This window comes from Streptomyces sp. MGP-BFMKR1, assembly GCF_057766585.1.
This window is the reverse complement of record NZ_CM173408.1, coordinates 4,373,841-4,387,066: the sequence shown is the minus strand read 5'-3', so window position 1 is coordinate 4,387,066 and position 13,226 is coordinate 4,373,841. Positions and strand designations below refer to the sequence as shown.

Sequence of the window (13,226 nt, the reverse complement as noted above, 5' to 3'; positions counted from 1 at the left end):
GGAGCACGCCGGGGCGCGCGGCGGGAAGCCGCACGCGGCGACGTTCACCACGAGGCGGCTTCATCTTGCACGCCACTGCTCGAAGGTGACAAGAGGTGTTCATAAAGATCTGCAAACGCGCAGAATCACACTCCATGGTGCGTGACCTGCGCGTGCCCGGGCCCTGCCGGGAGAGGCGGCGCCTCTCCGGGCGGGCCTCACGCCTGGATGACGGTCACCCCGCGCTCCTCGAACCGCTTGGCCTGCTCGGGCGCGTTCGAGTCCGTGACCAGCACGTCAATGGCGCTCACCGCACAGATCCGGGCGAACGCCTGCTCGCCCAGCTTGGAGCTGTCCGCCACCACCACGAGCTTGCGGGCCTGCCCGGCGAGTAGCGCATTGATGCTCGCTTCGCCCTCGTCGTGCGCACTGGCGCCAAGTTCCGGGTGCAGGGCACCCACGCCGATGAACGCGATGTCCAGGCTGATCTCGCGCAGGATGTGCCCGGCGAGCGGCCCGATCAGCTCGTAGGACTGCGGCATCGCCACCCCGCCGGTGGCCACGATCTTCACGTGCGGGCGCACGGCCAGTTCGTTGGCGATGTTCAGCGCGTTGGTCACGATCGTCACCACCGGCTCGTCGGCCTTGTCCGGCCCGTCCGTCCTGGTGGCGATGGCGCGGGCCACCTCGGTGGTGGTCGTGCCGCCGTTGAGGCCCACCACCATCCCCCGGCTGACCAGGCCGGCGGCGGCCCGCCCGATCCGCTCCTTCTCCTCGCCGTGCCGCATGGCCTTGTAGCGCAGCGGCAGGTCGTACGCGACGGTGTGCGCCACCGCGCCGCCTCTGGTCCGGGTGAGCAGCCGCTGTTCGGCGAGATGGTCGAGGTCCCGGCGGATCGTCGCCGCCGACACGTCCAGCTCGGCCGCGACGCTGTCCACCTCCAACTGCCGCCGCTCAGCGAGCAGTCCCAGCAGCATGTTGTGTCGTTCGTACCGGTTCACTACACCTCCACCACGTCGCGACCGCGAGCTGGCGGCGCGGGCCTTCCGCTGGCGCGGGGCCTTGCGGGTCGTCGTCGTTGTCGTACTGCCATGTGTCCTGAATATCGCTGGGCTCCGCGCGTAGCACCGCCGCGCCCGTACGGGTTCCCGCTGGTCACCGCGGTGCCGGACGGGCCACGCCGCGGACGGCCGGGGCCGCGCCACGTCGTGCGCCGCGTACCACGCCGTACGCGGCCTCATGCGGCCGTACGCGGCCACCCCACGCACGGCGGGACCGCGCGCGACGGCCCCGCGCCTACTGTGCCCCGCCGCGGAGCAGGGTGGCATACGCACCCACATGACTGCTCACTCATGAATCTTGGCTTATCAATCCAAACAAAAACATCCAAGAGCGCACAGCCGTGCGGCGGGGTCACCCGCTCCAGGCATGATCGCGCGCCACCACTCCGCCCGCGACACTGACCCCACCGAGCACGAGAGGCCCGGCCCGCACCGATCCGTCGCACGCGAACGGCCCGGCCGCCCGCCGGAGGGGCGGACGGCCGGGCCGTGGCAGGGGGGAAGCGGGCAACCCGCCAGGTCAGGTCAGGGTCGAGACGCAGAAGGGGTGGCCAGCGGGGTCGAGCAGCACCCGCCAGCGGTCGGGCTCCGGCTGGAACTCCGCCTTGGTGGCCCCGAGGGCGAGGAGCCGGGCCTCGGCGGCCTCCAGGTCGTCCACGCCGAAGTCGATGTGCGCCTGCTTCTCCTGGGCCGGGTCCGGCCAGGTCGGCCGGCGGTAGTCGGCGAGCCGGTTGAACCCGAGGCCGGGCGCGCCCTGCTCGCCCAACATCACGAAGTCGTCGGACGAGAAGGCCACGGGCAGGCCGAGCACCTCGCCGTAGAAGCGGGCCAGGACGGCGGGGTCGGGGCAGTCGAAGGTGACGGCGGCATAGCGGAAGGCGGGCGCGGAGGTGGTTTCCGTAGACATGGCCCAGACGCTAGGCCGTGACCCGGACAGTTCCGGTCCGGGTCATCGACCGGATGTGCCGGGCCCGGCCAACCCGCTGGTCAGCGGCCGGACCCGGCGCGGCTGGCCGGCCGCTGACCAGCGAGTTGGGGCGGCGCGGGGGAAGGTTCAGGAGGCGCGACTCGGCGCCCCGGGGCGGCGCCGGGGAAGGTCCATGGGCACGGCTCGGTGGCCCGGGGCGGCGGTCCGAGGTGGCCCGGGGGTGGCGGTCCGAGGTGGCCCGGCGCGTGGAAAACTGCGCCGGGTGACCGCTGCCTCCGCCCGCCTGCTGCGCCTGGTCGCCCTGTTGGCCGCCCGCCCCTCGTGGACCTGCGGTGAGCTGGCCGCACGCATGGCGGTCACCGACCGCACGGTGCGGCGCGACATCACCAAGCTGCGGGAACTCGGTTACGCCGTCGAGTCCGACCCCGGCCCCTGGGGCGGCTACCGCCTCCGCCCGGGCTCCCGGACGCCGCCGCTGGTCCTCGACGACGAGGAGGCCATCGCGGTGGCGGTCGGGCTGCGCGGGGCCGCGCTGGGCGGCTCGCTCGGCGGCGACCAGGCGGCCCTGTCGGCGCTACTCAAGCTCGGGCAGGTGCTGCCGCGCCGGGTGGCGGACCGACTGGCGGCGATGGACTCCGCCCTCGTGCACATCCCCCGCCCCAACGAACCGCAGATCGCGGCCGACATGCTGCGCGAGCTGGCCGCCGCGTGCCACCGGGGCGAACGCGCCCGCCTGGCCTACCGCGACCGGAACGGCAAGGCCACGGTCCGCGAGGTCGATCCGTACCGCCTCGTGCACACCGGTCGCCGCTGGTACTTCGTCGCCCGCGACGTGGCCCGGGACCAGTGGCGGACCTTCCGCGCCGACCGGGTCGACCGCCTGCACCCCAGCGGGCGGCCGGTGGAGCTGACCGACCCGCCCGACCCGGCGCGGCTCGTCTCCCGCTCCATCGCGTGCCGCCCCTACCCGCTCACCGTGACGATCCGGCTGCCGCTGCCCCAGGACGAGGCGCTACGGCTGATACCGGCGACCGTCGGCGCGCACCGCTCCGATGGCCCCGACGCCACGGTCGTGGACGTCGGCGGCCCCGACGCGGACGGCCTCGCCCGCTACCTCATCGGCCTGGCCACCCCGCTGCGCGTGCTCTCCCCCGACTCCGTACGACAGGCCCTGGTGCGCCGCGCGCGCGAACTTCTGGCCGCCAACGCGGATGACACCGACGACGCCGGCAACACCGACAACGCGGACGAGGTCGGGCCGGAATAGGGGCGCGCGGTGGGGTGCGTACGGGCGGCGCCGGCGCGTGCGCGGGGGCGTCAACCCGGGCCCGCCCGCGAGCGGGCGGGCCGGCCCGGGCCTCGTCCCGCGCGTCCGGCCCCCTGTCGGCCGGCGCGCGGAACTGGCCCCGCCCTCGCCCTCCGCGGAGGGGTCCCGTCGAGAGCGGGGCTGATCGGGAGGTTCTCGCGGGGCCTGGTCAGCCGTCGGCGAGGATGACCGAACGGGTCAGGTGACGCGGGTTGTCCGGGTCCAGGCCGCGGCGGTCGGCGATGGCCAGCGCGAGCCGCTGCACCCGTACGAGTTCCGCCAGCGGGTCGAGCCCGCCGGCCACCCACAGCGCGCCGGTCTCGCGCACCTGGGCGGCCAGCCCGTCCGGTGCCGCGCCGAGCATCCAGGTCGCGGTGCCGGTGGTGCTGATGCTGATCGGGCCGTGCCGGTACTCCATCGCCGGGTACGACTCCGTCCAGGCCAGGGCCGCCTCGCGCATCTTGAGCGCGCCCTCGTTGGCGAGCCCGACCGTCCAGCCCTGGCCCAGGAAGGAGAACTGGTTGGCGTCCACGAGGCCGTCTGGCAGCGGCTCGCTCAGCGCGGTCTCCGCGTCCCGCACGGCGGCCTCGGTGTGCAGCCCGAGGCTCGCGCGCAGCAGCGTGAGCGCGCTGGTGGCGAACCGGGTCTGCACGACCGAGCGCTCGTCGGCGAAGTCGAGCACGACGACCCGGTCGGCCGCCGTCATCACCGGCGTGCTCGGGTCCGCGGTGATCGCGAGCGTCCGCCCCCCGCCCCCGCGCACCCGGGCCAGCAGGTCGAGCACCTCGGTGGTGGTGCCGGAGCGGCTCAACGCGACGACGCGGTCGTAGCGGCGGTTGGGCGGGAACTCGGAGGCGGCGAACGCGTCCGTCTCGCCCTGGCCCGAGCCCTCCCGCAGCGCGGCGTACGCCTGGGCCATGAAGTACGAGGTGCCGCAGCCCACGACGGCCACCCGCGCCCCGCGCTCGGGGAACGCGTCCCGCTGCGCCTCGGCCAGCTCGGCCGCGCGACTCCAGCACGCGGGCTGACTGGTCAGTTCCTTCTCGACATGCGTCACGGCTACTCCGAAGCGAGAGGGGATGTTTATTGATGCAGTCTAAGTGACAGTTTCAAGCATGTTCAAGCATTCGTCATCCACTTCCGGACCTCTTTCCGGACCTCTCTCACGCCGCCCACGCCGCCCGCGACGTACGGAACGGCGCACCGCCCTCGGCCCGCCCCCGACCCGAGCGCCGGCCCGCCGACCGCGCCAGCACCGCGCCGACCGGCGCGCGCCCGCGCGCACCGCTCAGGGTGCTCACGCCACCGAGGCGCCACACCGACCCTACGCAGCCACCCTCACCCCGGCCGGGCCTTCACCGCCACCCCATGTGCCGCGCGCCGGGCGGGTGTTGAGGGGAGGGCGGATGGAGGGTGCTGTGTGCGGTCACCGTCGGGCGGCCATCGGCCAGCCGAGCGGGAGGGAGAGCGGCTCGGGGGAGGTGAGGGGGCGTCAGTTCGTCGGTGAGTGGCGCGCGGTGAGGCGCGGGGACGGGCCTCGGGGTGCGCGCCCCGGCGTACGAGGCGGCGCCGGCCGGCAGCCGCCGGAGATCCGCCGGCGGCGCCCCGGGTCGGCGGCCGACCCCGACCGCCGACCCCGACGGCCACCGACCCCGACGGCGGCGTGCCACGGGGGGCCTGCCGCGCACCGGTATCGTGGCGACTTCCCACCAGATCCACGGGCAGCATGCCGCGCGGCCCGCGCACCGCCTCGGCGGGTGCGTGGGGGTTGCCGGGTGCGGGGCACCGGCCCCGCGCGCCGTCGCCGCGTCGCGGCGCGCGCCCGACGGACGTCAGATCGCGAGGACCCATGGTGATGTCGCCCAGCCGCTATACGTATCTCGGCCCGGAGGGCACGTTTACCGAGGCCGCGCTGCGCACGCTGCCGGAGGCGGCCACGCGCGAGCTGATCCCGATGGTGTCCGTGCCGGCCACGCTGGACGCCGTGCGGTCGGGCGAGGCCGCGGCGGCGCTGGTGCCCATCGAGAACTCGGTGGAGGGCGGCGTCACCGCGACCCTGGACGAACTCGCCACCGGCGGGCCGCTGATGATCTACCGCGAGGTGCTGCTGCCCATCGCCTTCGCCCTCCTCGTCCGCCCCGGCGTGAAGCTCTCCGACATCAAGACGGTCACCGGTCACCCCGTCGCCCAGCCGCAGGTGCGCAAGTGGCTCGCCAAGCACCTGCCGCACGCCGTGTGGGAGTCGGCCGCCTCCAACGCGGACGGCGCGCGGCTGGTGCAGGAGGGGCGGTACGACGCGGCGTTCGCGGGCGAGTTCGCGGCAGCGACGTACGGGCTCGAACCGCTGGTCTCCGACATCCACGACGCGCAGAACGCCCAGACCCGGTTCGTCCTGGTCGGCCGCCCGGCCCGGCCCGCGGCGCGCACCGGCGCCGACAAGACCTCGGTCGTGATCTGGCTCGGCGACGACCACCCGGGCGCGCTCCTCGAACTGCTCCAGGAGTACGCGGCCCGCGGCGTCAACATGATGCGGATCGAGTCCCGGCCCACCGGCGAGGGCATCGGCCGCTACTGCTTCTCCGTGGACTGCGAGGGCCACATCACCGACCGCCGGGTCGCCGAGGCACTGATGGGCCTCAAGCGGATCTGCCCGAAGGTGCGCTTCCTCGGCTCGTACCCGCGAGCCGGCGTGGACCCCTCCGAGGTGGGCGAGTTGCGGCACGGCACCTCGGACGCGGACTTCGTGGTGGCCGCCGAGTGGCTGGCCCGTTGCCAGGACGGCCGCGCCTGAGCCCCCGGGCCCCGGCCCCTGCCCCGGCCCCTCCCTCTTCCCCTTCTCCCTCTTCCCCTTCTCCCTCGCGCACCGCCGTACGGCCGTGTCGCCGTATCGTCGCGCGCCGCGCCGGCGGCCCTCCTCTCTCTGCCATCCCCGCGTCCGGGGAGAGGAGAGGGGTTGCGGGAGGCGAAGGGGAGCGGGGCACGCCCGGGGGAACGGCTCGGGGCGCACGGCCCACGGCTCACCCGTACGAGGCACGGCAATCCACACAGTTGCAAAGTTATCCACAGGTGGGGGTCGGCCTGTGAATAAGTCGACATGGAGATTCCGGCCTAGCCGACAATAGCCGCAAACCGCCCAGCGCCCGACAGACTTCGCTTCTCCCTTCACACCGCCCCCGCTTTCCCGATCGGCGGCTCCGCACCCGCAAAGAAGGGACCCAACTCACTCGATAGTGGGTGTGAGATGGAGATGGTCGGGGAATCCATGGCCCAGCAATACGCGGTCGAAATGTCCGACCTTGAAGTCCACAGATTGTGCACACAGCCTGTGGATAAGTTGTGCGCCACGGCGGCCCACCTGTGGACAACCCGGCCCGCCAACTCCCCTTTCCACAGCGGAAATCAGTCAGCCTGGCGCGACTTCGTCCCCCCTGTGGGGGAATGCGCACCGTATTCTTGACGGGTCGCGGCCGGTTTTCCGGCGAGCCGGCCACCACATTTCCGGGCGATCCCCACCGACATCAACGCCACAACTCCACCCACTCCGCTTTCCGGAGCAAAGTTGGGCAAATTTAGGCAAAGGCGTCCGCAAAGGAATATCGCGTCGAGCCAGCGGAGCACGCACCGGTAACCTGGAGGGGTGATTGACCTTCGCCTGCTCCGTGAGGACCCCGACCGTGTGCGCGCCTCCCAGCGTGCCCGTGGAGAGGACGTCGGCCTCGTCGACGCGCTCCTCTCCGCCGACGAGCGGCGCAGGTCGTCCAGCGTCCGCTTCGACGAACTGCGCTCCGAGCAGAAGCAGCTCGGCAAGCTGATTCCCAAGGCCACCGGCGACGAGAAGGCCGAGCTGCTGCGGAAGGCCGGCGAGCTGTCCGCCTCCGTCAAGGCCGCCGACGCCGCGCAGGACGAGGCCGCCGAGGAGACCCAGCGACTCCTCCGCCAGCTCGGCAACCTGGTCCACCCCGACGTCCCGGTCGGCGGCGAGGAGGACTTCACCGTCCTGGAGACCGTCGGCGCCCCGCGCGACTTCGCGGCGGAGAGCTTCGAGCCCAGGGACCACCTGGAGATCGGCCAGCTCCTCGGTGCCATCGACACCGAGCGCGGCGCGAAGGTCTCCGGCTCGCGCTTCTACTACCTCACCGGCGTCGGCGCGCTCCTGGAGCTGGCCCTGGTCAACGCGGCCATCGCGCAGGCCACCGCCGCCGGCTTCACCCCGATGCTCACCCCCGCGCTGGTCAAGCCGCGCGCGATGGAGGGCACCGGCTTCCTCGGCCAGGCCGCGGAGAACGTGTACCACCTGGAGAAGGACGACTACTACCTGGTCGGCACGTCCGAGGTGCCGCTCGCCGCGTACCACATGGACGAGATCCTCGACGCGGACAAGCTGCCGCTGCGGTACGCGGGCTTCTCGCCCTGCTTCCGGCGCGAGGCCGGCACGTACGGCAAGGACACCCGCGGGATCTTCCGGGTGCACCAGTTCGACAAGGTCGAGATGTTCTCCTACGTCGCGCCGGACGACGCCGAGGCCGAGCACCAGCGGCTGCTCGACTGGGAGAAGCAGTGGCTGACCGGGCTCGAGCTGCCGTTCCAGGTGATCGACGTGGCCACCGGGGACCTCGGCGCCTCGGCCTCGCGTAAGTACGACTGCGAGGCGTGGATTCCGACCCAGGGCAAGTACCGCGAGCTGACCTCCGCGTCGAACTGCGACGAGTTCCAGGCCCGCCGCCTCGCGGTGCGGATGCGCGACGGCAAGCACGTGAGGCCGCTGGCCACGCTGAACGGCACGCTGTGCGCCGTGCCCCGCACCATCGTCGCGATCTTCGAGAACCACCAGCGCCCGGACGGCTCGGTCGCCGTCCCGCCGGTGCTGCGCCCCTACCTCGGTGGGCGCGAGGTGCTCGAGCCGGTCGCCCCGTGAGCGCCGCGCCCGCGTCACCCCTTCCGTACCAGCTCATAGCGACCGACCTCGACGGCACGCTGCTGCGCTCCGACCACACGATCTCGGAGCGCACCCGCGCGGCGCTGAAGCGCGCCACGGCGGCGGGCGCCCTGCACATCGTGGTCACCGGCCGCGCCGTGGGCTGGACCCGGCACATACTGGACGACCTCGGCTACCAGGGCCTCGCGGTGTGCGGCCAGGGTGGGCAGGTCTACGACGCGGGCGAGCACCGGCTGCTGACCTCGGTGACCCTGGACCGCCGGCTCGCCGCCCTCGCGCTCGCCAAGATCGAGTCGGAGGTCGGCCCGCTGTACCTGGCCGCCGGCCGGGACGGCCTGGAGGGGCGGGTGCTGTTCGGGCCCGGTTACCAGGTCGAGGACCGCACGCTGGAGTCCCCCGTCTTCGAGCACGTGGACGAGGTCTGGGAAGCGCCGATCAACAAGCTCTACCTCCAGCACCCGACGCTGACCGACGACGAGTTGGCCGCCGCCGCGCGCGGCGTGGCCGGCGACCTGGTGGGCGTGGTCATGGCCGGCCCCGGGATGGTCGAGATCCTGCCGCTCGGCCTGACCAAGGCGACCGGCCTCTCGCTGGCCGCGCGCCGGCTCGGGGTCACGGCCGCGGGGACGATCGCCTTCGGTGACATGCCCAACGACGTGCCGATGTTCGGCTGGGCCGGCCACGGCGTGGCCATGGCCAACGCCCACGCCGAGCTGCGGGCCGTCGCCGACGAGGTCACGGCGTCCAACGACGACGACGGCATCGCGGTGGTGCTGGAGAAGCTGTTCCCGTAGCGGACGGCCACCGTCCGGCGGGGTGGCCGGGCGCGCGGGTGGCCCGGCGCGCCTGGTCGGACGGGCGTACGGACGACCGGTCGGCCCGGCGCGCGCACGGCCGGTGCGGGCGGGCCGGCGAGCGCGTCGCCAGCCCGCCCGCACGGGGCGCTGCCGCTTAGCCGAACTGCTTGACCGCCTGGTAGTACGTCCACGCCGTGCCGTCGCAGGCCGTCTTCTGGGCGCCGCTGTACCGGTTGCACACGCGCTTCAGGTCCTCGTGGAAGGCGCTGTCGAGGCGGGGCTTGTTCGCGCTGAACGTGCCCGCCTTCTTGTAGTTGCGGTAGCCGAAGTCGTGGCGCGCGCAGGAGTTCTGGAACGGGAAGCCGAACGGGTTGTCGGGCGAGCTGCTGCAGTAGTCCGTCGACCAGTCGAAGCCGTACGCAGCCCACGCGCCCTGGTTCTGGCGGGCGGAGTTCCACGCGTTGTAGCTGGTCGCGCTGGTCTGCGTCCAGCTTGAGAGCACCTGCGGCTTGTCGGCGGGGGCGGCCGAGGCCGGCGAGGCGACCAGGGTGACGGCGCTGACCGCGGCGACCGCGGTGGTGGAGAGGGTGGCGACCATCCGACGCATGAGGGTTCCTCCGTTGAGTACGCCTGGGGCGGGTGAGTACGGCGCGTGCGCGTGCCTGACGTACGCGAGGGGTGTGGGGCCGCTGGCGTACGGGGGGTGTGCCGGGTGCGCGGCATGCGCGAGGTACGGGTCGAGCGCGTGCGAGCGTGCGACGGGTATACGCGCATAGACAGCGCGCGTAGACACTGCGCGTAGACCCGCGTGCGAGGAACAGGGTTCCGCAGGTACCTGTCAAACAACAAGAGCCGTGCACGGACGTTCATATGAACAGCACGCGACCAGTCGGCTCGCCCCGGCGCGCGCTAACGCCGCCTGCGCGGCGACGCCCCCGCGAGCACCGGCCCCGGGCCCTTGATGCGGCGGATCATCGGCGAGGTCTCCAGCAGTCGGATCGCGGGCAGGGCCGCGATGCTCGTGGTGAGGTAGCGGTAGAGGGCGGGGACGTCCGTGCAACTGACCATGGCGAACAGGTTGTGCTGCCCCGTACTCGCGAAGCAGCAGGCCACCTCCGGGTGTTCGGCGATCCGCTCCCCGGTCGCGTGCAGCTCGGCCGGCGACACCGACATCCACAGGGCCGCGCGGGTGTCGAGCCCGAACATCCGCATGTCGTAGTCGACGTCGAAGAACAGCACGCCCTGCTGCCGGAGTTCGGCCAGCCGGCGCCGCACCGTCGACTGGGACCAGTTGGTGGCCGCGGCGAGTTCGGCGAGCGGGGCCCGCCCGTCGATCTCCAGGACGCCGAGCAGCCGCGCGTCGGCCTCGCTGAGCACCACCGGAGCGCTCGCCTCCGCGGGCCGGTCCGCCGCCGGCTCCGCCTGACCCCCGCCCGGGCTCGGCGGGCCGCCGCCCTCCTCCGTACGCAACAGCGCCACCTGCCGCTCCGAGAGCGCGCCCGACTTGTTGACCAGCCCCTGCTGCCCGCCGAAGAACTGGTGCAACAGGCACTGCGCCGTCACCCCCACCACCTGCGGCGTGCGCGGCAGTTCGCGCAGCAGCAGCTCGTCGCCGTCCTGCCCGCTGCGGCTGCGCACGACCACGGCGATCTCCGTGCCGCCGGTCATCAGGCTCACCCAGGAGGTGTCCGCGCGGCGGGCCAGCGCCTCGGCGACCGACAGGGCCGCGTCGGGCCGGCACTGCACCCGCAGCGACCACTCGACCTCGCCCAACGCCGTGGTGTCCGTCAGCCCCAACACCCGCACCAGGCCGCGGGTGCGCAGCCGGGTGTAGCGGCGGGCCACGGTCTGGTCCGAGACGCCGAGCACGGCGGCGATCCGGGCGAAGGGGGCCCGCCCGTCGATCTGGAGGGCGTGTACGAGCTGGCGATCCACGTCGTCGAACGCATCGGTTTTCACCATTCCACGCTAGCCCGTGTCGGATATCGCCACGCAGCGGGGCGCTGGCTAGGGCGGGGCGGCTTCCGGGCCGGAGGGTGGGCGCCGGCTCGCACACGAGCGCACACCACGAACGAGAGAGAGAACGTCATGGCGAGGGACGCGGGCCCGGGGGCCGGGGCGGGCGCCGGCACCGAGGTCGGTGCGCGCGGCAAGTGGTGGCCCCTGGTGGCCATCACGCTGGGCAACTTCATGCTGATCATGGACGTCACGATCGTGAACACCGCGCTGCCCGAGATCGCGCGGGATCTGGACGCCTCCTTCACCTCGCTCCAGTGGGTGATGGACATCTACGCCCTGGCGCTGGCCGCGCTGCTGATGGCGGCGGGCTCGGCGGCCGACCTGTTCGGTCGCCGCCGGCTCTACCTGCTCGGCCTCGCCGTCTTCGCGCTGTCCTCGCTGGCCTGCGGCCTGGCCCCGGACCCGGGCCTGCTGATCGCGGCCCGCGCGCTCCAGGGCGTGGGCGCGGCGGCGATGTTCGCGACCAACACGCCGCTGCTGATGGCGACGTACACGGGCCGGGACCGCGGCGTGGCCTTCGGCGTGTGGGGCGGTACGAGCGGCGCCGCCGCGGCCGTGGGGCCGGTGCTCGGCGGGCTGCTCACCGAGGGCCTGGACTGGCGGGCCATCTTCCTGGTCAACCTGCCGCTGACGGTCTTCGCCGGCTGGCTCACGCTGCGCACGGTCGGCGAGTCCACCGGCCGCGCCGGGGGCCGCGTGGACGCGGCGGGCGTGGTGCTCTTCACGGGCTTCGCCGGCGCCCTGACGTACGGGCTGATCCGCGGTGGCGAGGAGGGCTGGGGGGACACGGGGACGACGCTCTCGCTGGCCTCGGCCGGGCTGGCGCTGGTCGGCTTCGTGCTGGTGGAGCGGCGGTTGAAGCAGCCCATGTTCGACCTGGGACTGCTGCGCAGCCCGGCGTTCGTGGCGCTGATGGTGGCGGCGGTGGTGCTCCAGGCGTCCGCCTTCCCCTACCTCACCTACGTCGCCATGTGGCTGCAGTCGGTGCTCGGCATGAGCCCGATCGAGGCGGGGCTCGCGGTGACGCCGCTCGCGGTGGCGGCCCTGGTCGTCGGCGTGATCGGCGGCAAGCTGCTCAGCCACCTGCCGCCCCGGGTCCCGGTGAGCGGCGGGTTGCTGCTGGTCGGCTCGGGGGCGCTGCTGAACGCCGCGCTCGTGGACGGCGACGCGGGCTGGGCCGCGCTGGCGCCCGGGCTCGCCGTGGCCGGCCTCGGCGTCGGCCTGGCCACGCCGGTGCTGGTGTCTGCGGCGCTCGGCCTGGTGCCGGGCGAGCGGGCGGGGATGGCGAGCGGCGCGGTCAACACCTCGCGTCAGTTCGGGTACGCGCTGGGCATCGCGGTGCTCGGCACGGTCTTCGCCGCGCGCGTGCGGTCCGTCTTCACGGACGGAGCCGCGGCGGCCGGGGCCGCGCCGGAGACGGCCGCCGGCGCCCCGGACCCCGAGGCGGCGGGCCACGCGGCCGAGGCGATCAGCGGCGGCCACGCCGCCGACGTCGTCGCCGCCGCCCCGCCCGGGCCCGCGCGGCACGCGGTCGAACGACTGGCCGGCGACGCGTTCGTGGCCGGCATCGACCGGGTGTGCCTGATCTCCGGCGTCGTCGCGGTGGCCGCCGCGCTGCTGGTCTTCGCGGTCGTACGCGGCGAGCGCGGCCAGCGCGGCCAGCGCGACCAGCGCGACGGGGCCGGCTCGGCGCCGGGCACCACGGGCCGGGCTCCGGGAACCGCAGGAGCCCCGGGAGCACCTGGCGCCCCGGGAGCCGGGGAGACGCAGAGCGCCGGGGTCGCGGGCACCGCGCGGGTCGCGGGGGCCGCGCGGGTCGCGGGCACCGCGCGGGTCGCGGGCACCGCGCGGGTCGCGGGCACCGCGCGGGTCGCGGGGGCCGCCAGGGGCACTGAGGGTGTTGGGGCCGCCGGGGGCGCTGGGGCTGCCGGAAATGTTGGGGGTGTCGGGGTCACTGGGGCCGCCGGGGGCGTGGTCGGGGCCGCCGGGCCGGGTGGGGTGGCGCCGGCCGGCGCCTGATCGGTGGCGGCCCGCTGGGGACCTGGTGGGGTCGTGCTGGAGAACCGCTGGCATCCGGTAGGGGGCGGCCGGGCGGCGGAAGTTCGCACCCGGAACGGGCCGCCCGTCCGCCCCCGGCCCGGCACGCGCCGAACTGGGGGCGAGCGGGACGCCTCCCGCTTCCGTCACGGCACGCGCCGAC

General features: G+C 73.9%; 10 protein-coding genes. 5 read left to right on the top strand and 5 right to left on the bottom strand.

The features are described from left to right. Positions 1–197: 197 nt before the first annotated feature. Entirely contained in the window at positions 198–980 is a 783-nt protein-coding gene (locus AC3CHW_RS16945; RefSeq protein ID WP_176162819.1) for a DeoR/GlpR family DNA-binding transcription regulator, read from the bottom strand. A gap of 580 nt (positions 981–1,560) precedes the next feature. Next, positions 1,561–1,947: a VOC family protein gene (locus AC3CHW_RS16940; RefSeq protein ID WP_459246547.1), complete on the bottom strand. Its 387-nt coding sequence runs from the start codon at positions 1,945–1,947 to the stop codon at positions 1,561–1,563. A 283-nt stretch (positions 1,948–2,230) separates the two neighbouring features. Here AC3CHW_RS16940 and AC3CHW_RS16935 point away from each other — a divergent pair, with 283 nt between their 5' ends. Beyond that, entirely contained in the window at positions 2,231–3,235 is a 1,005-nt protein-coding gene (locus AC3CHW_RS16935; protein WP_488466979.1) for a helix-turn-helix transcriptional regulator, read from the top strand. Between the two features lie 208 nt (positions 3,236–3,443). Here AC3CHW_RS16935 and AC3CHW_RS16930 read toward each other — a convergent pair whose 3' ends face one another. Next, positions 3,444–4,331, bottom strand: coding sequence for an SIS domain-containing protein (locus AC3CHW_RS16930; protein WP_488466978.1), 888 nt, complete (start codon positions 4,329–4,331; stop codon positions 3,444–3,446). Between the two features lie 798 nt (positions 4,332–5,129). Between AC3CHW_RS16930 and pheA the strand changes: the two genes are divergently transcribed. The 3 genes from pheA (at position 5,130) to AC3CHW_RS16915 (ending at position 9,004) form a co-directional block, all read left to right on the top strand. After that, positions 5,130–6,065, top strand: a complete 936-nt coding sequence (gene pheA / locus AC3CHW_RS16925; RefSeq protein ID WP_398612160.1) for a prephenate dehydratase — start codon at positions 5,130–5,132, stop codon at positions 6,063–6,065. An 846-nt stretch (positions 6,066–6,911) separates the two neighbouring features. Next, on the top strand, positions 6,912–8,189 hold the full coding sequence (serS, locus tag AC3CHW_RS16920) for a serine--tRNA ligase (RefSeq protein ID WP_488466977.1): 1,278 nt from the start codon (positions 6,912–6,914) through the stop codon (positions 8,187–8,189). Next, the gene (locus AC3CHW_RS16915; protein WP_387599260.1) at positions 8,186–9,004 is read left to right on the top strand and encodes an HAD family hydrolase; all 819 of its coding nucleotides are present in this window, start codon (positions 8,186–8,188) and stop codon (positions 9,002–9,004) included. Before serS ends, AC3CHW_RS16915 begins: the two co-directional genes overlap by 4 nt. 157 nt (positions 9,005–9,161) lie before the next feature. Here the strand turns inward: AC3CHW_RS16915 and AC3CHW_RS16910 are convergent, their stop codons facing one another. Both AC3CHW_RS16910 and AC3CHW_RS16905 read right to left on the bottom strand, forming a co-directional pair. After that, entirely contained in the window at positions 9,162–9,614 is a 453-nt protein-coding gene (locus AC3CHW_RS16910; RefSeq protein ID WP_187060146.1) for a phospholipase, read from the bottom strand. 302 nt (positions 9,615–9,916) lie between these two features. Next, on the bottom strand, positions 9,917–10,969 hold the full coding sequence (locus AC3CHW_RS16905) for an Lrp/AsnC family transcriptional regulator (RefSeq protein ID WP_488466976.1): 1,053 nt from the start codon (positions 10,967–10,969) through the stop codon (positions 9,917–9,919). Positions 10,970–11,095: 126 nt separating this feature from the next. Between AC3CHW_RS16905 and AC3CHW_RS16900 the strand changes: the two genes are divergently transcribed. Further along, a complete protein-coding gene (locus AC3CHW_RS16900) occupies positions 11,096–13,045 on the top strand; it encodes an MFS transporter (RefSeq protein WP_488466975.1) in 1,950 nt (649 codons plus the stop codon). Positions 13,046–13,226 lie beyond the last annotated feature (181 nt).